This window comes from Bradyrhizobium sp. Unk1 (assembly GCF_059512345.1).
The window spans coordinates 24730-46776 of the sequence record NZ_JCAMOP010000002.1; the positions used below are offsets into that span (position 1 = coordinate 24730).

Here is a 22047-nt window from a genome sequence, read left to right on the forward strand (position 1 = left end):
CCAACCGGAGAAAAAGACACATGGCTCGGATCACGTTGCGTCAATTGCTCGACCATGCGGCTGAGAACGATTACGGCGTACCGGCCTTCAACATCAACAACATGGAGCAGGCGCTGGCGATCATGGACGCGGCCAACACGGTCGACGCGCCCGTCATCATCCAGGCCTCGCGCGGTGCGCGCTCCTACGCCAACGACATCATGCTCAAGCACATGATGGACGCGGTGACCGAGATCTATCCGCACATTCCGGTCTGCGTGCATCTCGACCACGGCAACGAGGCCGCGACCTGCATGACCGCGATCCAGGCCGGCTTCACCTCAGTGATGATGGACGGCTCGCTCAAGGCCGACGGCAAGAGCCCGGCCGACTGGACCTACAATGTCGGCGTCACCAAGACCGTGACCGACATGGCCCATCTCGGCGGCATCTCGGTCGAGGGTGAGCTCGGCGTGCTCGGCTCGCTCGAAACCGGCATGGGAGACAAGGAAGACGGCCACGGCGCCGAAGGCAAGCTGAGCCACGACCAGCTCCTGACCAATCCGGACGAGGCCGTGAAGTTCGTCCAGGAGACCAAGGTCGACGCGCTCGCGATCGCGATGGGCACCTCGCACGGCGCCTACAAGTTCACCCGCAAGCCCGACGGCGACATCCTCGCCATGAAGGTGATCGAGGAGATCCACCGCAAGCTGCCGAACACGCATCTGGTGATGCACGGCTCCTCCTCGGTGCCGCAGGACCTCCAGGACATCATCAACGAGTTCGGCGGCAAGATGAAGCCGACCTGGGGCGTGCCGGTGGCCGAGATCCAGCGCGGCATCAAGAACGGCGTGCGCAAGATCAACATCGACACCGACAACCGCATGGCGATGACCGGCCAGATCCGCAAGGTGTTCAAGGAGCACCCGGAAGAGTTCGACCCGCGCAAGTACCTGAAGCCCGCGATGGAAGCGATGACCAAGCTGTGCAAGCAGCGGCTCCAGGAGTTCAATACCGCAGGCCAGGCCTCCAAGTTCAAGAAGGTTTTGACCCCCGCCGAGATGGCCAAGCGCTACGCCAAGGGCGAACTGGATCCGAAGGTGGCGTGATGTATCCCTCCCTCTCCCCGTTCTTACGGCGAGAGGGTCGGGGTGAGGGGCTCTTTCCGCGAGTTGTGCCCTATCGATAGACCTGTACCCCCTCACCCGGTCGCTTCGCGACCGACCTCTCCCCGCAAGCGGGGCGAGGTTAAGGGCAGCCAGCCCGGCCAAACGTATCCCCAACTGACCTCCCGCCCCTTTTACCCTGCGACGAACGTTAACTCGGCAATTGCCCGAGAACGGTCTATTTTCACAGGCAAGGGCAGCATCGTTTTGGGAGGACCTCTCGATGAATCTGACTGAGCTCAACAGGATCGCGACCGCCATGGTCGCGCCCGGCAAGGGCATCCTTGCCGCCGACGAATCCTCCGGCACCATCAAGAAGCGCTTTGACGCGATCGGGGTGGAATCGACGGAAGGCAATCGCCGTGACTATCGCGAGATGCTGTTCCGCTCCAGGGAGGCCATGAGCCAGTACATCTCCGGCGTGATCCTCTATGACGAGACGATCTGGCAGGATGCGAAGGACGGCACGCCGCTGGTCAAGCTGATCGAGCAGAGCGGCGCCATCCCCGGCATCAAGGTCGACGAGGGCACGCAAGCCCTGCCGATGTGCCCGGGCGAGCTCGTCACCGTCGGGCTCGACAAGCTCGCCGAGCGCCTGAAGAAATATTACGAACGCGGCGCGCGCTTCGCCAAATGGCGCGCGGTGATCGATATCGGCAGCGGCATTCCCTCGATGACCGCGATCGGCGTCAACGCCCATGCGCTGGCCCGCTACGCAGCGCTGTGCCAGGCCGCGCAGATCGTGCCGATCGTCGAGCCTGAGGTGCTGATGGACGGCGATCACGACATCGACCGCTGCTATGAAGTGACGACCCGCGTGCTCAACAAGACCTTCCAGGAATTGCGCGTGCAGCGCGTTGCGCTCGAAGGCATGGTGCTGAAGCCGAACATGGCGATCTCTGGCAAGAAATGCGCGAAGCAGGCTCCCGTCGAGGAAGTCGCGGAGAAGACAATTCGGCTGCTGAAGGCCTGCGTGCCCGCGGCCGTGCCCGGCATCGCCTTCCTCTCCGGCGGCCAGTCGGACGAAGAGGCGACGGCGCATCTCAACGCCATGCACAAGCTCGGGCCGCTGCCCTGGGGCCTGACCTTCTCCTACGGCCGCGCGCTGCAGGCCGCGCCGCAGAAGGCCTGGTCCGGCAAGGCCGAGAATGTCGCAGCCGGCCAAAGTGCATTCAGCCATCGCGCCCGGATGAATGGTCTGGCGTCCAAGGGCGAATGGCAAAGCAGCCTGGAAAAGAAAGCAGCCTAGATCTTGTCGAACAAATCGCCTCCGCCGCGCCCGGCGCCGCGTCTCTATCTCGCGACGCCCGTTGTCGATGATCCCGCTGCGCTCGCCGCCGAGCTGCCGGGTCTGCTTGCCTCCGCCGACGTCGCGGCCGTGCTGGTTCGGCTGAAGGAGACCGATCAGCGCACCATGATCACGCGCATCAAGGCGCTGGCGCCGCCGGTCCAGAAGGCGGGCGCTGCGCTGCTCGTCGACGGCCATGCTGAGCTCGTCGCACGTGGCGGTGCCGACGGCGCGCACCTCCCCGGCATCGCCGCGCTGAAAGAGGCGCTGCCATCGCTCAAGCCCGATCGCATCGCTGGCGTCGGCGGGCTGACGACGCGGCACCATGCCATGGATGCGGGCGAGATAGGCGCGGACTACGTGCTGTTCGGCGAACCTGATGCAAAGGGCCAACGCCCGTCGTCCCAGGCGATCGCCGAGCGGCTGGACTGGTGGGCCGAGCTGTTCGAGCCGCCCTGCGTCGGCTTTGCCACCTCGCTCGAAGAGGCGCACGACTTCGCCGCCAGCGGCGCCGATTTCGTGCTGGTCGGCGATTTCGTCTGGTCCGATCCGCGCGGTCCCAAGGCCGCGCTGATCGAGGTCGACGCTGCGATCAAGAAGGCCCATGCGGCTGCGCTTGCGGGTCAGGAGCACGGCTAGCGCCCAACATGAAGCTCCCGCGCATCACCATCCTGGCCACGCTGCTGCTGACGGCGCCCGCGGCCGCGCAGCTCCAGATCACGCCGCCGGTGGCCACGCCGAGCGCTGTGCCTGAGAAGCCCAAGCCGCCCCCGGCCGCCAAGAAGAAGGAGGCCGCGCCGGCGCCAAAACCTTCGGCCTCGCCCAAGCCGGCCGCCTCGCCCAAGCCGGCGCTGCCCGCAACCGTGATCCCCGCACCGGCAACCGACAATCCCAATGTCGATCTGGTGTTCGGCGCCTATCAGCGCGGCCAGTACAAGACGGCGTTCGATCTTGCCACCGCCCGCGCAGAAGCGGGCGATCCCAAGGCGATGACCATGCTCGGCGAGCTCTATTCCAACGCCATGGGCATCCGCCGCGACTACGCCAAGGCGCTGGAATGGTACAAGCGCGCCGCCGATGCCGGCGACCGCGAGGCGATGTTCGCGCTCGCCATGCTGCGAATTTCCGGCCGCGGCGGCTCGGTCGACAAGAGCGAGGCGGTGAAGCTGATGGCTTCCGCCGCCAAGCTCGGCGAGCCCAAGGCGGCCTATAACCTCGCGCTGCTTTACCTCGACGGCCAGACCCTGCCGCAGGACGTCAAGCGGTCCGCCGAGCTGCTGCGTCAGGCCGCCGATGCCGGCCTGCCCGAGGCGCAATACGCGCTGGCGACCTTCTACAAGGAAGGCACCGGCGTGCCGAAGGACCCGGAACGCGCGGTGCGGCTGCTCCAGGCGGCTTCACTGGCGGACAATGTCGATGCCGAGGTCGAATATGCCATCGCCATGTTCAACGGCACCGGCACGGTGAAGAACCAGCCGGCCGCCGTCGCGTTGCTCCGCAAGGCCTCCCGCCAGGGCAGCGCGATCGCGCAGAACCGCCTGGCCTGGGTGCTGATCAACGGCATGGGCACGTCCGTGGACAAAATCGAGGGCTTTAAATGGCACCTGGTGGCCAAGACCGTCGGCAAGGGCGATCCGGAGCTCGACAAGCAGTTCTCCGACCTGCCCGCCGACGACCGCTCCAAGGCCGAGGCCGCCGCCAGAAAATGGCTCGGGACCAAATGACTTGACGCAATGACTTGACCTTGGGCCCCTCGCAGGGCACCCCATCCTTCAAACGGGCGCGATTTCGCGCCATTTCCCCCGATCAAGACCAGAGCACATGCTGTATTCCGCAACTATCAACGTCATGGTCAAGGCCGCGCGCCGCGCTGGCCGCAGCCTCAAGCGCGATCTCGGCGAGATCGAGCATCTTCAGGTCTCGCTGAAGGGGCCGGCCAATTTCGTCTCGCTCGCCGACAAGCGCGCCGAAGAGATCCTCTACCAGGACCTCGCCAAGGCCCGTCCCGGCTACGGCTTCATCGGCGAGGAAGGCGGTACCCGCGAAGGCAGCGACAAGAGCCACACCTGGATCGTCGACCCGCTCGACGGCACCACCAACTTCCTGCACGGCATCCCGCAATTCGCGATCTCGATCGGCCTCGTGCGCGAGGGCACGATCATTGCGGGCGTGATCTACAACCCCGCCAATGACGAGCTCTACATCGCCGAGCGCGGCAAGGGCGCCTTCCTCAACGACCAGCGCCTGCGCGTGGCCGGCCGCCGCCAGCTCAACGAATGCGTGGTCGCCTGCGGCCTGCCCCATATCGGCCGTGGCGACCACGAGGAATTCCGCCGCGAGATGACCGCGATCCAGGACCGCGTCGCAGGCCTGCGCCGTTTCGGCGCCGCCTCGCTCGACCTCGCCTTCGTCGCCGCCGGCCGCCTCGACGGCTACTGGGAGCGCAATCTGCAATCCTGGGACATCGCCGCCGGCATGATCATGGTGCGCGAGGCTGGCGGCACGGTGAGCGACATCGCAACGCCCGGTGATGCGCTGGTGACCGGGCATGTCGTGTGCGGCAATGAGTTCGTGCACGGGGAGCTGGTGAAGATTTTGCGGAAGTAGGCCGCCGCATCGACGGTGCACTCCCTCGCCCCGTTCTTACGGGGAGAGGGCTGGGGTGAGGGGCTGCCTCGGCAAGCTCGGTACGGGTTGGACTCGCGGAGAGCCCCCCTCACCCGGATCGCATCTGCGATGCGATCCGACCTCTCCCCGCAAGCGGGGAGAGGCGAAGAAGGCAGCGGCCGTCGCGCCTTAGTGGCTATGCCGCACCGGCGCGGGCGGCCCGTATGTCTCGCCGTCCTTCGCCGCCTTCGGCTCCCGATCCCCCGCCAGCACGCGCTGCACCGAGACGAAGAACACCGGCACCATCAGCAGCGCCAAAATCACCACCGCGATCATGCCGCCCATCACGATGCTGCCGAGCGCCTGCTGGCTGGCGCCGCCGGCGCCGTGGGCGATGGCCATCGGCAGCACGCCGCAGATGAAGGCAAGGCCGGTCATCAGGATCGGGCGGAAGCGCAGGCGGCAGGCCTCGATGGTGGCGTCCACCAGCGGCTTGCCTTCTTTCCGCAGATCCTTGGCGAACTCGATGATCAGGATCGCGTCCTTTGCCGCGAGGCCGATGATGGTGATCAGGCCGACGGTGAAATAGACGTCGTTGGGCAGGCCGCGCAGCATCGCCGCGGCCACCGCGCCGACGATGCCGAGCGGCACCGTGAGCAGCACCGCGAGCGGAATGGTCCAGCTCTCGTAGAGCGCGGCAAGACACAGGAACACCACGAACACCGACAGCGCCAGCAGGAACGGCGCCTGCGAGCCCGAGAGTTTTTCCTGGAGCGACTGTCCGGTCCATTCATAGCCGAAGCCGCGCGGCAATTTGCCGGCAAGCCGCTCCATCTCGGCGATCGCGTCGCCCGAGGTGAAGCCGGGTTTCGCCTCGCCGGAGATGCGCACTGCGGGATAATAATTGAAGCCGGCGATCTGCGTCGGGCCGCGCGCCCATTCGACCGTGGCGAAAGAGGAGAACGGCACGAGCTGGCCACGGCTGTTCTTGACGTTGTAGTTGAGGATGTCCTCGGTCCGCATGCGGTCGCGGGCGTCCGCCTGCACCACGACGCGCTGCATGCGGCCGCGGTTCGGGAAGTCGTTGATGTAGTTCGAGCCGAGATTGGTCGAGATCGTGTTGTTGATGTCCTCGAAGGTGACGCCGAAGGCGCCGGCCTTCTCGCGGTCGATCACGAGATTGACAACGCCGGCCTCGGGCAGGCCCTCGATATAGACCTTCTGAAGCACGGGGCTCGCATTGGCCTCCGCGATCAGCTGGTCGGCGGCGCGCATCAATGCCGGATAGCCTTTCTGGCCGCGGTCCTGGAGGCGGAACGAGAAGCCCGAGGAATTGCCGAGATTGTCGATCGGCGGCGGCTGGAGCGCAGAGATCTTTGCATCGCGGATCGAGGACGACAGATCGCGGTTGATGTCGTTGACGATCGCGGCGGCTGAGTCCTTCGGCCCGCGCTCCGACCAGTCCTTCAGCGTGATGAAGGCCTGCGCAGTGTTCATGCCCTGGCCGGAGAAGCTGAAGCCGGTGAGGAAGGTGACATCCTTCACACCCGGCCGCTCGGCGAGATATTTCTCGACCTTCTCGATGACGGCCTCGGTGCGGGGATACGACGAATCCGACGGCGTCTGCACGTCGGTGGTGACGAAGCCCTGGTCATCGATCGGCAGGAAGCCGCCGGGCAGGCTGACGAAGGCCCAGGAGAGACCGACCAGCAGCGCGACATAGACCAGCATCAGGCGGCCGGTCCGCTTCAGCGAGAAGCCGACGGTGCGGGAATAGCCCTCCTTGCCGCCTTCGAGCATGCGGTTGAACCAGCCGAACACGCCCCGCTTCGCATGGCCGTGGCCGGCCGCGACGGGCTTGAGCAGGGTCGCGCACAGTGCCGGCGTCAGCGACAGCGCGAGGAAGGCGGAGAAGCCGATCGCGGCAACCATGGTCACCGAGAACTGGCGGTAGATGATGCCGACCGAGCCGGGGAAGAACGCCATCGGCACGAACACCGCCATCAGCACCAGCGTGATGCCGATGATGGCGCCCGAGATCTGCGCCATCGCCTTCCGCGTCGCTTCCTTCGGCGGCAGGCCTTCCTCGGACATGATGCGCTCGACGTTCTCGACCACGACGATGGCGTCGTCGACGAGGATGCCGACCGCGAGCACCATGCCGAACATCGAGAGCATGTTGATGGAATAGCCGGCGAGCAGCAGCGTGGTACACGCGCCCAGCAGCGCCACGGGCACCACGATGGTCGGGATGATGGTGTAGCGGATGTTCTGCAGGAACAGGAACATCACCACGAACACCAGCACCACGGCTTCGACCAGCGTCGTCAGCACCTTCTTGATCGAGGCCTCGACCACGGGCGTGATGTTGTAGGGGATCTCGTAGGAGATGTTGGCCGGGAAGAAGCGCGACAGCTCCTTCATCTTCTCCTCGACCGCGCCCGCGGTCGCCAGCGCGTTGCCGGTCGGCGACATCAGCACGGAGAGGCCCGCGGTCGGCTTGCCGTTCAGGCGCGTGTTGAACTGGTAGCTGAGGCCGCCGACCTCGATGCGTGCGACGTCGCGCAACCGCACGGTCGAACCGTCGGCATTGGCGCGCAGGATGATGGAACCGAATTCGTCCGGGGACGAGAGCTGGCCCTTGACCAGCACCAGCGAGGAGGTGCGCTGGCTCGAGGTCGACGGCTCGGCGCCGATGCTGCCCGACGCGACCTGCGCGTTCTGCGCGGCGATCGCCTTGTTGACGTCGTCCGCGGTCAGCCCGTAGCCGACGAGCTTCGCCGGATCGACCCAGACGCGCAAGCTGCGTTCGGTCGAATAGAGCGTGGCGCGGCCGACGCCGGGGATGCGGCGTATCTCGCCGAGCACGTTGCGGATCATGAAATCGCCGAGGCCGACTTCGTCGAGGCTGCCGTCGGTCGAGTTCAGCGTGATGATCTGGAGCACGGCGCTCGAGGCTTCCTCGATCAGGATGCCCTGCTGGATCACCGCGCGGGGCAGCCGCGCCTCGACGCGCTTGATGCGGTTCTGCACCTCGACGGAGGCGGCGCTGGTATCGGTGCCCGGCTGGAAATTGGCGATGATCTCGACCTGGCCGAGCGAGTCGCTGGTCGATTCAAAGTTGAGGATGCCGGAGGCGCCGTTGAGCTCCTCCTCGATCAGCCGGGTGACGCTGTTGTAGAGGTTTTCGGGCGAGGCGCCGGGATAGCTGGTCGAGATCGAGATCGAGGGCGGCGCGATGATCGGATATTGCGCGATCGGCAGCAACGGAACCGCGATCGCGCCGATCAAGCAGATGAACAGCGCGACCACCCAGGCGAAGATCGGCCTGTCGATGAAGAAACTCGCCATGGCGCGTTACCGCGTCAGCTTCTGGGCGTGCCGGTTGTCCGCGGTCGCGTCCGCCTCCGACCAGGATTGCGGCTTCACCTTGTCGCCGGCGGCGAACTTCTGGAAGCCTTCGACCACGACCTTGTCGCCGGCCTTCAGGCCCTCGGTCACGAACCAGAGTCCGTCCTGCACCGACCCCGTGCGCACCGGCTGCACGGCGATGTGGTTGTCGTCCTTGACGACGAACACCTCGCTGCCGCCGCCGCCGTTGCGCTGGATCGCCTGCTGCGGCACCGCGATCGCGTCGCTGTCGAGACCCTGGTCGATGCGGACGCGGACATACATGCCCGGCAGCAGTTCGCGCTTGGGATTGCGGAATTCGCCGCGCAAGGTCACCTGGCCGGTATGGGCATCGACCTTGGCGTCGGAGAACAGCAGCTTGCCGTCGAGCGAATAAAGGGTGTTGTCGTCGAGCACAAGGCGCACCTTGGCGGCATCGGCCGCGATGCGCTCGAGGTCGCCGCTCTCGAAGGCGCGGCGGAGCTGGTTGAGCTCGGTCACCGACTGGGTGAAGTCGGCATAGATCGGATCGAGCTGCTGGATGCTGGCGAGGTTGGTCTCGTTCTGCACCGCGAGCGCACCCTCGCTGACCAGCGCCGCACCGACGACGCCGTCGATCGGCGCGCGCACGGTGGCATAGTCGAGATTGAGTTTGGCGCGCGCGAGTTCGGCCTTGCGGCCTTCGACCTCGGCATGGGCCTGGCGCTCGGCCGCGATCGCCTTTTCGTTCTCGGCTTCCGGGGCGGCGCGATCCTTGGTGAGGGTGGCGATGCGGTGCGCCTGCTGCCTCGCCTGCATCAGCGCGGCCTCGGCCTTGGCGACGGCGGCCTCGGTGGCCATCACCTCGACCTCGAACGGACGCGGATCGATGCGATAGAGCGGATCGCCGGCCTTCACCTCGCTGCCCTGGCGGAACAGGCGTTCGACCACGATGCCGGAGATGCGCGGCCGCACGTCGGAGACGCGCGTCGGCGCGATGCGGCCCGGCAGCTCGCGCACCACGGCGCGCGGCTGCGGCTTGACGATGACGACGCTGACGTCAGGATCGGCGGGCTGGGCAGCGGACACCGCAGAGACGGATTCGTCGCAGCCCGCGAGCAGCGGCGTAAAGGCCGCGAGCATCATAGCAACGCATGCCGATCGCGCGCGAAGTCCTGACATGAAACTAAATGCCCCGATGTTGTTGAAACTGAAATCACGCTCCGCGCGAGCCCGTTCTGGGCGATTCAACGCGGCTGATGCCGTCAAAATAGAACGTACGTGCTGCGACGCAACGCATTGCGCGGGCGGCTCATTGCCACATGACCTATCATGCTGAGTTCAGTGCGCTTTTCGAGGCTCACCGGATTGTGAGTCGGGTTCCATCACCGCGGGCTGCGACAGAAGAACGCAATCACCCGGAGGCCCTCATCCTGTACTGGCTCACGCCCCATTCGGTTCCATCGGCGTGGCCGAACAGTCCTGATGTCGCGAGGAAGAACCAGCGCCAGCGTCGCATCCACACAGCGGTCTCCTCGCCATGGACGCTGCGCAGGGACGCTTCGATCGTGTCGCGACGCGCATCGAAATTGGCGAGCCAGTCGTTCGCGGTGCGCTGATAGTGCGTTCCGCTCCAGCACCATTCCTTCTCGATCCTGAAGACGTCGCCGAATTGCCTGACGAGGTGATGGCTCGGCATCAATCCATCCATGAGTACATGCTGCGCTATCCAGTCTTCGCGATTGGCGCGGTCGAACAGATGAGAGCCGGAGCGATGGGTGACGATGTGCATGAAGAAGCGCCCGTCAGGCGCGAGCCAGGATCGCACGCGCGTCATCAGCTTGCGCCAATTCATCATCTGCTCGAACATCTCGACCGAGACGATGCGGTCGAATTGCCCATCGGGCGCGAACACGTTCATGTCCGCGGCGACCACGCGCAGGTTCAACAGTCCGCGCAGCCGCGCCTGCTCCTCGACATAGACGCGCTGGGCCTGCGAGTTCGACACCGCCGTCACCTTCGCATGCGGGAACCGCCGCGCCATCCACAGCGACAGCGAGCCCCAGCCACAGCCGAGCTCGAGGATGGTCTGGCCGTCGGCGAGACCGGCGTGCTCGACGGTCTGGCGCAGCGCCTCCTCCTCCGCCTCCTGCAGCGTGCTCGCATCGGACTTGTAGAAGCAGGACGAGTAGTTGCGGTTGGGCCCGAGCACCTCCGCAAAGAACGCCGCGGGCACCTCGTCATGGCCGGCATTGACGGCATCCGCGTCCCCGGCGATCGGCCGCAGGATCATCCGCCCGGCGAAGGCGGCATCATCGGCCGCGCCCAGCGCGGCCATGCGCGTCGCCCTGCGCGAGCACAGGCGCTGGATCGCGGCGCGGATCACGACATCAGGCAGCGGCACGCGTTCGGCGGACACGATGAACGCGGAAACGACGCTCATGCAACCACTCCGTCTCTGGGCGACAGGGAGAAAATGCGACCTAAGCCTGTGGAATGCCGACGTTTTGCAAGATACGTCTCTATCAAAGCGCGGTTTCAGCTTTGGGTTCCGAGAGCTCTCCACGAAATCGGCACATCCGGCGCTTTTTTTGGGCTGCCGCTGTGCCATAGTGCGCCCCGCAAGCAAGTTCGTAACGGATGATACCGGCCATGCCGCCAGGCGCCTCGCCCCGCTCCCCCATCGATATCGAATATACCAAGCTATCCTCGCCCAGCGTTTTCCTGGTGCGGATGCTGGTCTTTCTGGTGCTGTGCACCCTGGTCGGCGTGGTGCTCTACAAGCAGATCATCCTGGCCTTCTTCGCCAATCCCGGCCTCAATGCCCTGATCGGCGGCGTGCTGTTCATCGGCATCATCCTGGCCTTCCGCCAAGTGATACGGCTCTACCCCGAAGTCTCCTGGGTCAACAATTTCCGCATCGCCGATCCCGGCCTGGCGCCGTCCCGGCACCCGAAGCTGCTGGCGCCGATGGCCATGATCCTCGGCGGCGAGCGCACCGGGCGGATGACGATCACCCAGACCACCATGCGGCACCTGCTCGATTCGATCGCGACCCGCCTGGACGAGGCCCGGGACATCTCCCGCTACATGACCGGCTTGCTGGTCTTCCTCGGCCTGCTCGGCACCTTCTGGGGCCTGATCGAGACGGTCGGCTCGGTCGGCAAGGTGATCGACGGGCTCAAGGTCGGGGGCGATTCCGGCGCCCTGTTCGACACGCTGAAGGAGGGCCTCGCCGCCCCGCTCGGCGGTATGGGCATCTCGTTCTCGAGCTCGCTGTTCGGCCTCGCCGGCTCGCTGATCCTCGGCTTCCTCGATTTGCAGTCGAGCCAGGCCCAGAACCGCTTCTACACCGACCTCGAAGACTGGCTCGCCACCACCGTGCGCGAATATGGCCACGGCGAGGTTGCGGTCGCAGCCAGCGGTGGTGGCGGCGGCGGCGTTGCCAGCGGCGAGCTCCAGGCCGCCGTCGAGCGCTTACGCTCCGTGCTCGAGGAAGGCAGCGCCAGCCGCGGCACCACGGCGGCCATGGCGAGCCTTGCCGAAGCCATCCAGGCGCTGGTCTCGCACATGCGGACCGAGCAGCAGATGATCCGCGAATGGGCCGACGGCCAGGGCGAGCAGAACCGCGAGATCCGCCGCCTGCTGGAGCGCATCGCGCGCCAGCCGGAGAAGGGTTAGCGACATGGCTCTAGCGCGCGGCCGCCGCAGCGAAGCCGGCTTCAACTACTGGCCCGGATTCGTCGACGCGCTGTCGACGCTGGTGCTGTCGATCGTGTTCCTGCTGTCGGTATTTTTGGTCGTGCAGTTCTTCCTGTCGCAGGAGGTCACCGGCAAGGACAAGGCGCTGGAGCAGCTCAACGCCAAGATCGCCCAGCTCAACGAGCTCTTGTCGCTGGAGAAGCTCGGCAAGCTCACGCTCGACGACCAGGTCTCGTCACTGAAAGCCGGCCTCGCCTCGGCCGAGACCGAGCGCGATCGCATCAAGGGACTCTATGACGGCCTCGCCGCCGCCGGCAACGACGCCCAAGGCAAGACCACCGAGCTCGGCAAGGCGCTGGACTCGGAGAAAGCGGTCTCGGCGCGGGCGCTGGCGCAGATCGAGGTGCTGAACCAGCAGATCAGCGCGCTGCGGCGGCAACTGGCGGCGTTGGAGGAGGCGCTCGACGCCAGCGAGAAGCGCGACAAGGAATCGCAGAACCGCATCGCCGATCTGGGGTCTCGCCTGAATGTCGCGCTGGCGCAGCGCGTGCAGGAATTGTCGCGCTATCGCTCGGAGTTCTTCGGCCGCCTGCGCGCCATTCTCGGCAACCGCCCTGACATCCGCATCGTCGGCGACCGCTTCGTGTTCCAGTCAGAAGTGTTCTTCGACACCGGCCAGGCGGTGCTTCTGCCCGAGGGCCGCGCGGAGCTTGACACCCTGGCAGCCGCGCTGATCGAGCTCGACAAGAAGATCCCGAGCGATATTCCCTGGGTGCTGCGCGTCGATGGCCACACCGACGTCCGCCCGGTGAGCGGCGCGAACTTCAAGTCGAACTGGGACCTGTCCGCCGCGCGCTCGATCTCGGTGGTGCAATATCTGATCTCGCTCGGCGTGCCGGCCCAGCGCCTTGTCGCCGCCGGCTTCGGCGAATTCCAGCCGCTCGACGCCGCCAACACGGAAGAGGCCTACAAGCGCAACCGCCGCATCGAGCTGAAGCTGACGGAGCGGTAGTGAGCGCCCTCCACCTCCGCCCCTACCGCCCCGAGGACGAAGCCGCCGCGATCGACCTCTGGCATCGCACCTGGCAGCAGGCCTATCCGCAGATCGATTTCGCCGCGCGGCTGGACTGGTGGCGCCAGCGCTGGCGCAAGGATCTGGTGCCGAAAGCCTCGATCGTGGTCGCGGAAGCGGACGGCGTGCTGGCCGGCTTCGTCACCATCGACGGCGATGGCTATCTCGACCAGCTCGTGGTCGATCCCGCGCACTGGGGCTCGGATGCGGCGAGGCTGCTGGTGGATGAGGCCAAGCGCCTGTCACCGTCAGGCATCACGCTGCTCGTCAACAAGGACAATGCCCGCGCCATCCGCTTCTACGAGCGCAACGGCTTTGCGCATGCCGGCGAGGATTTGAACCCGACCTCGGGACGGCCGGTGCTGAAGATGGAATGGCGGGCGTGACGAGGTTTGCTGCCAGCCCCACCCTCCGCTGTCGTGCCCCGGGCTTGCCGCCTTCGCTGAAGCTTCGGCGGCCGAGCGAGCTTGTGGCCCCGCGTAGCCTTGGCGGAGCCGGGACCGAGGCATCATCCAGTACGCCGCGACTTCTCCGAATCTCACTATTGTCTCTGGAATACTGGATCGCCCGCTTTCGCGGGCGATGACACCGTGAATGAGGCAGCAGGCGGGACGCCTCACGCGCCCTCGAACTGCAGCCTCGCCAGCCGCGCATAAAGCCCGTTCGCAGCAACGAGCTCGGCATGCGTGCCCTGCTCGACGATCTTGCCATGGTCCATCACCAGGATGCGATCGCAGGACAGCACGGTGGCAAGACGATGTGCGATCACCAGCGTGGTGCGGTGGCGCATCAGCTCTTCCAGCGCGGTCTGCACCAGCGTCTCGCTTTCGGCATCGAGCGCGGAGGTGGCCTCATCGAGCAGCAAGAGCGGCGCATCGCGCAGGATGGCGCGGGCGATCGCGATGCGCTGGCGCTGGCCGCCGGACAGCGTGACGCCGCGCTCGCCGAGCGGAGCGTCAAAACCTTCGGGCAGGCGGCGGATGAATTCGGCGGCGTGCGCGAGCTCGGCCGCACGCTCGACCTCGGCATCGGTCGCATCGGGCCGGCCGAAACGGATGTTCTCGCGGGCGCTGGCGGCAAACACGTTGGATTCCTGCGGCACGAGTGCGATGCGCAAGCGGAAATCGCGCGGGTCGGCGGATTTGACCGGCACGCCGTCGAGGGAGATCGCGCCGCCCCGCGGGTCGTAGAAGCGCAGCAGGAGATGAAAGATGGTGCTCTTGCCGGCGCCTGACGGGCCGACGATCGCGACCTTCTCGCCGGGGCGCACGGTGAACGACACGGCATCGAGCACATTGACGTTTGGCCGCGCCGGATAAGCGAAGCTGACCTGGTCGAAGCCGACCTCGCCGCGCGCCGGCACCGGCAGCGCGCGCGGTGACGCCGGCGCGGTGATCTCGGGCTGCACATGCAGGATCTCGAACAGGCGCTCGGCGGCGCCGGAGGCGGCCGAGACTTCGCCCCAGACCTCGCTGAGCTGGCCGAGGCCCGCCGCGGCGAAGGCCGCATAGAGCACGAACTGGCCGAGCCGGCCCGGCGAGATCGTGCCGATCAGGACGTCATGCGAGCCGATCCAGAGGATCGCGACCACGCTTGCGAACACGATGAAGATGATGATGGCGGTGAGCACGGCGCGGGCCTGCGTGGACGTGCGCGCGGCCTCATAGGCCTGCTCGACCTCGCCGCCAAAACGCTTCTCGGCGAGCCCTTCGCTGGTATAGGCCTGCACGGTGCGGATGGCGCCGACCAGCTCGCCCGCATAGGCCGAAGCATCGGCCAGCGTGTCCTGCGCATTGCGCGACAGACGCCGCACCCAGCGCCCGAACGCGACCAGCGGCAGCACGATCAGGGGAATGGCGAGCAGCACGAAGCCGGAGAGGCGCGGGCTGGTGATCACCATCATCGCCGCCGCGCCGAAGAACATCATGAGATTGCGCAGCGCGATCGAGACGGAGGCGCCGACCGCGGACTTGATCTGGGTGGTGTCGGCCGTGAGCCGCGACACCAGCTCACCGCTGCGCGCGGAATCGAAGAAGGCCGGCGAGAGCGAGAGCAGATGGGCGAAGACGTCGCGCCGGAGGTCGGCGACGATGCGCTCGCCGATCGTCATCACGAGGTAGTATCGCGAGGCGCTGGCAAGCGCGAGCACGGCGACCACCGCGATCATCACCGAGAAGTAGCTGTTGATCAGCGCGATGCCTTCCGGCGTCAGGCCGAAATCGATCATCCTGCGCACAGCGACCGGCACCAGCAGCGTGGTCAGCGCCGCGACCGTGAGCGCGACGAAAGCGAGCGCCGCGCGGCCGCGATAGCGGGCCACATAGGGCGCGAGCGCCAGCAGCGGCCGCAGCTTGGCGCGGCTCTTCGCCGGCGCCTCGATCAACTCGGCTTCGATCGACGGGGCCTCAGGCCCGGCGCGCTCGTCGCGGTACTGGTCGTCAAGCCGTTCCACAGCGCTCATGAGATCGGACCCAAGGAGACAGATTAACTCCACATAGGCCGCTGCAGGGGGAGTGGCAAATCCGGGATGTCCCTTAGGGGACGGCCCGGTTCTCGTGTGCCCACAATGGCTTGTTTTAAAGGGGCCTGTGGGGTATAGACCCCGCCAAATCCGTCATTCGATAGCCACTCAAGACAGGCGCCGGGCGCCCGAGGAATTGCCATGAAAGCCGAAATTCATCCGAATTATCATACGATTAAGGTCGCGATGACCGACGGAACCGAGTACCTGACCCGCTCCACCTGGGGCAAGGAAGGCGACACGCTGAACCTCGACATCGACCCGAAGTCGCACCCGGCCTGGACCGGCGGCAACGCCCAGCTGATGGATCGCGGCGGCCGCGTCTCGCGCTTCCAGAAGAAGTTTTCGGGCTTTCTCAAAAAGGATTGATCCGGCCCACAAGGCTGGTGACGAAAACGCCCCCGGGAGACCGGGGGCGTTTTTGTTTGTGGCGAGACCTGTAGGGTGGGCAAAGCGAAGCGTGCCCACCATCCTTTCTACGATCCGGAAAGCAAAATGGTGGGCACGGCGCTTTGCGCCTTTGCCCACCCTACGAGAGCTGTGACTACGGCACCTCTGCGCTTACCGCTCGAACGCGGCCTTCAGCGCGTTGAGCTGCGGCACCAGCGGATTGCCGATCGCCACGTATTCGACCGCCGGGGTGTGGATGGTGGTGTCGAGGCGGCGCACGCGGGTCTGAAGGCTCATCGAGCGATGGATCAGGTCCTGGAGTTGCGAGGGCAGCTTCTCGACGGTGTCGGACGGGCCGGGATCGGCGGCGGTGAGCTTGACCTTGGTCTTCTCACGATTGGCCTGGCTCAGCGTCATCTCGCCTTCCTTCACCGCGCGGTGCAGCAGCAGCCACGAAGCAAGCTGCATCAGGCGGGTGGTCAGACGCATGCTCTCGGTCGCATAGGTGAGGCTGACGGCGCGGTCGAGCGCCTTGGCCTCGGTGCGGCCGGCGCCGTCGAGATAGGCGGCGGTCTCTTCCACCAGGTCCATGCCCTCCCGGAACAGGACGCCGAACGCCGCAGAATTGGTGAACCGCTCGCTGAGTTGAACGAGAGCACCTTCGGCTTGCAAACGTTCCATGGTTAACGCCCCTTACGCAACTGTTTACCCACCCGGCTTTGGCGCCGGCTTATGATGAACAAATCATTGCGCGGGCGGGACGCGGAGTCCAGCGACAAGCACGGATATGGTTTCCGCGGGTCCTTCCTCGGAATTCAACCAGAACGAGACGCAAAAATGGAAAAAAAAGAGCCGCCGGAGACCGGCGGCTTTGAAAGTTGATAACAGGGAGGCGTCAAACAGAGTGGACAGGAGCCACTCGGTGTCCAAACGAGGACAGTTCCAGTCATAAACCCGAAAGCTTAATTGGAAGTAAACGAGCTAATTTTTTGAGAGTTCGTTAGCCATGTCGGTCACTGGCCGAGTGCGCGGCGGGAACAAACTCGGCGCAGTGGGCGATTGACTCACCCCTCATGGTGAGGAGCGCGCACCGCGCGCGTCTCGAACCATGCAGGCCCCGCTATCGCCCGCGGCCATCCTTCGAGACGACCGCTACGCGGTCTCCTCAGGACGAGGATTTCGCCTAGCCCTCGAACCTGTGAGGTGGCCGTCTACTTCTTGAAGAAACTATCCGCCGCATTGCGCGAGGCGCGCTTCTTGGTGGCGGCTTCCTCGAGCCTTGCGATCTCGGTGTTGAGCAGCGCCACGCGCTCGGTCAGTTCCTCCACCGACAACAGTGAGAGATCCTGTCCGATTTCATGGCTGATCTTCTTGCGCGGGCGGTCGTCGTCTTCCGTCGCCATCGTCGTTCCTCCTGCGTTCGCGCGGGCACATGGCTGAAGCGGTTGCCAGCGTGCACCACGCTGGCTAAGCAAAGGGCCTCGTTTCATCCCGCACCTTTGCTCAAGGACACATCATGGACAAGCTGCCCGCGCAAATGACCGTGGTCGCCATCTCCAAGCCCGGTGGACCGGAGGTGCTGGTGCCGGAACAACGTGCCGTTCCGCAGCCCGGTCCCGACGAGATCCTGGTCAAGGTACAGGCCGCGGGCGTCAACCGGCCCGACGTGGCGCAGCGCTCCGGCGCCTATCCGCCGCCGCCCGGCGCCAGCGACCTGCCGGGGCTCGAGATCGCCGGCGAAGTGGTGGCGGTCGGCAGCAACGCCAAACGGCATAAGGTCGGCGACAAGGTGATGTCGCTGGTCGCCGGCGGCGGTTATGCGCAGTACTGCATCGCGCAGGACGCCCAGGCGATGAGCGTGCCGCCGGCGCTGTCGATCAAGGAAGCCGGCGCGCTGCCGGAAACCCTGATGACGGTCTGGCACAACGTGTTCGAGCGCGGCGGCCTGAAGGCCGGCGAGACGCTGCTGATCCATGGCGGCTCCTCCGGCATCGGCACCATGGCGATCCAGCTTGCGAAAGCGTTCGGCGCGAAAGTGTTCGTCACCGTGGGATCGCAGGACAAGATCGATGCCTGCCTCAAGCTCGGGGCCGACCGCGCCATCAATTACAAGACCGAAGACTTCGTCGCCGTGGTCAAGGCGGAGACGAACAATACCGGCGCCAATTTGATCCTCGACATGGTCGCCGGCGAATATGTGGACCGCAACTATGATGCCGCCGCGGTCGACGGCCGCATCGTGCAGATCGCAACCCTCAACGGCCCCAAGGTCAGCGTCAACATCGCCAAGGTGATGGTGAAGCGCCTGACCCATACCGGCTCGACGCTGCGCCCCCGTAGTAATGCGGACAAGGCGGCGATGGTGGCCGCAATCGAGGCGAAAGTGATGCCGCTGTTGCGCGAAGGCCGCGTCAAGCCGCTGATGGACAGCAGTTTCCCGCTGGAAAAGGCATCCGACGCGCACCGGCGCATGGAGACCTCGGCACATATTGGCAAAATTGTGTTGGAGGTCTAGGCCAACGGCCCATGGGGCACGGCGGAAACCCTTTGATTTTCCTCGCTTTCGTGGCATCTATCGCGACGCGCCGAACCATCTTGTTCCGTTCGGAAAACGCCTTGCACTGACCATCCTGCACTGAAGAGTTTGCGTCGAACGCGGAGAACCGACCTTGCGTCTGATCAGGTGCCTCGCGCCCATAGCGCTGGGCCTCATGATTCTCGTCGCCGCGTGCCCGGCGCGCGCGCTGGATGCCGTCAGCGTCCGTGGCGACGCGCCCGCGATCGACCTCACCGGCGTGCTCGAGCATCAGCGCAGTGACGCCGATCGCATCCAAGTCTCGACCGCACCCGGCACCGACGGCATCGTCCGCCGCATCGAGGTGCGCGCCCGCGAGGGCGGGCAGAACTGGGTGGTGTTCGCGCTCGCCAACAACACCGACGACCAGCTCGACCGCCTAATCGTCGCCCCGCATTACCGCATCGTCTCGTCGGGCCTGCTGTGGCCCGACCTCGGGCTGTCGCGCATCGCGACCATCACGCCCTCGATCGGCGACCGCCCGGAGCGCCAGGAGAGCGCGACGGCCGACGTGTTCCGCATCACACTCGATCCCGGCGCCGTCGTCACCTTTGTCGCGGAGTTGCGCACCGACAAGCTGCCGCAGCTCTATCTGTGGGAGCCCGAGTCCTACAAGGACAAGGTCAACTCCTTCACGCTCTACCAGGGCATCGTGATCGGCATCTCCGGGCTTTTGGCGCTCGTGCTCACCATCCTGTTCGTGGTGAAGGGCAGCATCATGTTCCCGGCCGCCGCGGCGCTGGCCTGGGCGGTGCTGGTCTATATCGGCGTCGATTTCGGCTTCTGGGGCAAGGTGCTCGACATGTCGAACAACGCCGAGCGCATCTGGCGCGCGGCGGGTGAAGCGATCTTGGCGGCGACGCTGCTGGTGTTCCTGTTCGCCTATCTCAACCTCAGTCGATGGCATGTGCGCTATTCGCACATCACAGTCGGCTGGCTCGCATTCCTCGGCTCCCTCGTCGCGCTCGCCTTGTTCGACCCGGCCGTGGCGTCCGGCATCGCGCGCATCTCGCTGGTGCTGATCGCCTTCGCGGGCTTCGCGCTGATCGTCTATCTCTCCACCCACGGCTTCGACCGCGCCGTGCTGCTGATCCCGACCTGGTTCCTGCTGGTGATCTGGGTGGTCGCGGCCGGCATGACGGTCGCGGGCTCCGTCACCAACGACATCGTCGGCCCGGCGCTGCTCGGCGGCCTCGTGCTGATCGTGATGCTGATCGGCTTCACGGTGATGCAGCACGCCTTCGCCGGCGGCGGCGCCAGCACCGGCGTCGTCTCCGACATCGAGCGGCGCGCGCTGGCGCTGGCCGGCTCCGGCGATCTGATCTGGGACTGGGACGTCTCCGCCGACAAGGTGTTCACCAGCCCCGAGACCGAAGCCCTGCTCGGCCTCAAGCGCGGCACGCTGGAAGGCCCGGCGGCGTCGTGGCTCGAGGTGCTGCATCCGCTCGACCAGGACCGGTTCCGCGCCGCGCTCGACAGCGTGCTCGACCAGCGCCGCGGCCGCCTGGTGCAGGATTTCCGGCTGCGCACGCCGGACGGTCATTTCATGTGGTTCGCGCTGAAGGCGCGCCCGGTGGTCGGCTCGGACGGCGAGGTCTCGCGCGTGGTCGGCACGCTCACCGATGTCACCGAGCTGCGCAACGCCGAGGAGCGCCTGCTGCACGATTCCGTGCATGACAACCTCACCGGCCTGCCCAACCGCAAACTGTTCATGGACCGGCTCGGCGCGGTCGCGCATTTCGCCAAGACCATGCCGACGCTACGGCCGACGCTGATGGTCATCGACCTCGACCGCTTCAAGCAGGTCAACGATTCCGTCGGCATCGCAGTCGGCGACTCGATCCTGCTGACGCTGGCCCGCCGCCTCACCCGCATCCTGAAGCCGCAGGACACGCTGGCGCGGCTTGCCGGCGACCAGTTCGGCCTGATCCTGCTCTCGGAGCAGGACCCTGCCCGCATCACCGCCTTCGCCGAGACCATCCGCAAGACCATCCGCGCCCCGATCGCCTTCAACGACCGCGAGATTTTTCTCACGGCCTCGATCGGGCTGGCGCTCTCCGATCCGCAGACCCAATTGACGGACGAGATCATCAAGGACGCCGAGCTTGCGATGTATCATTCCAAGCGGATCGGCGGCGACCGCATCGACGTCTACAAGCCGGCGATGCGCGCGCGAAAGACCGACCGCCTGACGCTGGAGAGCGAGCTGCGCCGCGCCATCGAGCGGCAGGAGCTCACGATCCTGTACCAGCCGATCGTACGGCTGGAGGATCGTTCGATCGCCGGCTTCGAGGCGCTGGTGCGCTGGGATCATCCGAAGCTCGGACGCATGGCGCCGTCGGAATTCATCAGCATCGCGGAAGAAACCGGCCTGATCGTCGACCTCGGCATGTTCGTGCTCGATCAAACCGCAAAGCAGCTTTCGGTGTGGCAACGCGCGATGCGCTCGCGCGAGCCGATCTTCGCCTCCGTCAACGTCTCCTCGCGGCAATTGCTGCGCCACGATCTGATCCACGACATCCGCACCGTGCTGTCGCGCTCCTCGGTGGCGCGCGGCACGCTGAAGCTGGAATTGACGGAATCGCTGGTGATGGAGAACCCGGAGCACGCAGCCCAGATGCTGACGCGCATCCGCGAGCTCGGCACCGGACTGTCGCTCGACGATTTCGGCACCGGCCATTCCTCGCTGGCCTATCTGCAGCGCTTCCCGTTCGACACCATCAAGATCGACCAGTCCTTCGTTCGCACCACCAACCGCGGCACCCGTCCGGTGATCCTGAAGTCGATCATCGCGCTCGCGCATGATCTCGGCATGGACGTGGTCGCGGAAGGCGCCGAGACCGATTCCGACGCGGTCGAGCTCTACCAGATGGGCTGCGAATACGCGCAGGGCTTCGCCTTCGGCGAGCCGATGGACGCGGATGCGGCGATGCGCCTGCTCACGGAAGTGCGGCTGGAAGCGGCGAGCTAGCGCTCATCTCCTTCCGCTCTCCTCCCGGAAAGGGTCGCTCGCAAGGCGAGCGGGGTGCCGCACCGGCGCGCTGATGCCGGGCTTGATCCAGATCAATGGGCCGTGCTCGACCACCATGAAAGATGCAACGCAGCATTCGATCCAGAACGGCTTCGTCATCGTGGTCACGGGGCCCGCAGCTGTCGTTCTCGGAATGAGCAGACCACGCGTCTTTCTCAGGAGTCACGGATGACTCGGCACCTTTTCTACGCGATCACCCTGATCGGCACCGGAGTGTTCCTCGCCTCATCGGCCGAAGCAGTGACAGCCGCACGATGCGAGGATCGAGGCGCAAATTGCCTCGGCACATGTGCCAACTACACCGGCGGGGCCGGTGACGTTCGAGGGCGCCAGAACACATGCGTGCG

Annotated in this window: 18 protein-coding genes; 12 read left to right on the forward strand and 6 right to left on the reverse strand. The window is 65.9% G+C overall.

From position 1 onward, the window contains the following. Positions 1-20 precede the first annotated feature (20 nt). From fba to AC5ZFO_RS02225, 5 genes are all read left to right on the forward strand, one after another. Positions 21-1088: a class II fructose-bisphosphate aldolase gene (fba, locus tag AC5ZFO_RS02205; RefSeq protein WP_071916654.1), complete on the forward strand. Its 1068-nt coding sequence runs from the start codon at positions 21-23 to the stop codon at positions 1086-1088. 280 nt (positions 1089-1368) lie between these two features. Further along, on the forward strand, positions 1369-2394 hold the full coding sequence (locus AC5ZFO_RS02210) for a class I fructose-bisphosphate aldolase (RefSeq protein WP_282520052.1): 1026 nt from the start codon (positions 1369-1371) through the stop codon (positions 2392-2394). 3 nt (positions 2395-2397) lie between these two features. Next, positions 2398-3072 carry a thiamine phosphate synthase gene (locus tag AC5ZFO_RS02215; protein WP_282520051.1) on the forward strand — a complete coding sequence of 225 codons (675 nt, stop codon included), beginning with the start codon at positions 2398-2400 and terminating at the stop codon, positions 3070-3072. A gap of 8 nt (positions 3073-3080) precedes the next feature. Beyond that, on the forward strand, positions 3081-4157 hold the full coding sequence (locus tag AC5ZFO_RS02220; protein WP_282520050.1) for a tetratricopeptide repeat protein: 1077 nt from the start codon (positions 3081-3083) through the stop codon (positions 4155-4157). Between the two features lie 97 nt (positions 4158-4254). Then, the gene (locus AC5ZFO_RS02225; RefSeq protein ID WP_028150910.1) at positions 4255-5040 is read left to right on the forward strand and encodes an inositol monophosphatase family protein; all 786 of its coding nucleotides are present in this window, start codon (positions 4255-4257) and stop codon (positions 5038-5040) included. 189 nt (positions 5041-5229) lie between these two features. Here AC5ZFO_RS02225 and AC5ZFO_RS02230 read toward each other — a convergent pair whose 3' ends face one another. The 3 genes from AC5ZFO_RS02230 to AC5ZFO_RS02240 form a co-directional block, all read right to left on the reverse strand. Next, positions 5230-8391 (reverse strand): multidrug efflux RND transporter permease subunit, encoded by a 3162-nt coding sequence (locus tag AC5ZFO_RS02230; RefSeq protein WP_282520049.1) that lies wholly within the window; start codon positions 8389-8391, stop codon positions 5230-5232. A 6-nt stretch (positions 8392-8397) separates the two neighbouring features. Continuing rightward, a complete protein-coding gene (locus tag AC5ZFO_RS02235; RefSeq protein WP_282520048.1) occupies positions 8398-9591 on the reverse strand; it encodes an efflux RND transporter periplasmic adaptor subunit in 1194 nt (397 codons plus the stop codon). A gap of 232 nt (positions 9592-9823) precedes the next feature. Next, on the reverse strand, positions 9824-10852 hold the full coding sequence (locus AC5ZFO_RS02240; protein WP_282520047.1) for an SAM-dependent methyltransferase: 1029 nt from the start codon (positions 10850-10852) through the stop codon (positions 9824-9826). Positions 10853-11061: 209 nt separating this feature from the next. Between AC5ZFO_RS02240 and AC5ZFO_RS02245 the strand changes: the two genes are divergently transcribed. From AC5ZFO_RS02245 to AC5ZFO_RS02255, 3 genes are read left to right on the forward strand one after another with little or no spacing between them, the layout of a single operon-like run. After that, entirely contained in the window at positions 11062-12090 is a 1029-nt protein-coding gene (locus AC5ZFO_RS02245) for a flagellar motor protein MotA (RefSeq protein ID WP_282520046.1), read from the forward strand. A 4-nt stretch (positions 12091-12094) separates the two neighbouring features. Beyond that, complete coding sequence (locus AC5ZFO_RS02250; protein WP_282520045.1) at positions 12095-13123, forward strand: peptidoglycan -binding protein; 1029 nt, start codon at positions 12095-12097, stop codon at positions 13121-13123. Next, entirely contained in the window at positions 13123-13569 is a 447-nt protein-coding gene (locus tag AC5ZFO_RS02255; RefSeq protein ID WP_496121231.1) for a GNAT family N-acetyltransferase, read from the forward strand. The genes AC5ZFO_RS02250 and AC5ZFO_RS02255 overlap by 1 nt, the downstream gene beginning before the upstream one ends. 230 nt (positions 13570-13799) lie before the next feature. Here AC5ZFO_RS02255 and AC5ZFO_RS02260 read toward each other — a convergent pair whose 3' ends face one another. Next, a complete protein-coding gene (locus AC5ZFO_RS02260) occupies positions 13800-15644 on the reverse strand; it encodes an ABC transporter ATP-binding protein/permease (protein WP_282520043.1) in 1845 nt (614 codons plus the stop codon). A gap of 201 nt (positions 15645-15845) precedes the next feature. Between AC5ZFO_RS02260 and rpmE the strand changes: the two genes are divergently transcribed. Beyond that, on the forward strand, positions 15846-16073 hold the full coding sequence (gene rpmE, locus AC5ZFO_RS02265; protein ID WP_496121233.1) for a 50S ribosomal protein L31: 228 nt from the start codon (positions 15846-15848) through the stop codon (positions 16071-16073). Between the two features lie 192 nt (positions 16074-16265). Here rpmE and rcdA read toward each other — a convergent pair whose 3' ends face one another. Further along, positions 16266-16775, reverse strand: a complete 510-nt coding sequence (rcdA, locus tag AC5ZFO_RS02270; protein ID WP_282520042.1) for a protease adaptor protein RcdA — start codon at positions 16773-16775, stop codon at positions 16266-16268. 51 nt (positions 16776-16826) lie between these two features. Here rcdA and AC5ZFO_RS02275 point away from each other — a divergent pair, with 51 nt between their 5' ends. Beyond that, positions 16827-16976 carry a hypothetical protein gene (locus AC5ZFO_RS02275; protein ID WP_496121234.1) on the forward strand — a complete coding sequence of 50 codons (150 nt, stop codon included), beginning with the start codon at positions 16827-16829 and terminating at the stop codon, positions 16974-16976. A gap of 329 nt (positions 16977-17305) precedes the next feature. Here AC5ZFO_RS02275 and AC5ZFO_RS02280 read toward each other — a convergent pair whose 3' ends face one another. Beyond that, positions 17306-17497 (reverse strand): DUF1192 domain-containing protein, encoded by a 192-nt coding sequence (locus AC5ZFO_RS02280; protein ID WP_282520041.1) that lies wholly within the window; start codon positions 17495-17497, stop codon positions 17306-17308. Positions 17498-17610: 113 nt separating this feature from the next. Between AC5ZFO_RS02280 and AC5ZFO_RS02285 the strand changes: the two genes are divergently transcribed. Both AC5ZFO_RS02285 and AC5ZFO_RS02290 read left to right on the forward strand, forming a co-directional pair. After that, on the forward strand, positions 17611-18609 hold the full coding sequence (locus AC5ZFO_RS02285; RefSeq protein WP_496121236.1) for an NAD(P)H-quinone oxidoreductase: 999 nt from the start codon (positions 17611-17613) through the stop codon (positions 18607-18609). A gap of 154 nt (positions 18610-18763) precedes the next feature. Continuing rightward, positions 18764-21640 (forward strand): EAL domain-containing protein, encoded by a 2877-nt coding sequence (locus tag AC5ZFO_RS02290; RefSeq protein ID WP_282520039.1) that lies wholly within the window; start codon positions 18764-18766, stop codon positions 21638-21640. The last annotated feature ends 407 nt before the right edge of the window (positions 21641-22047 follow it).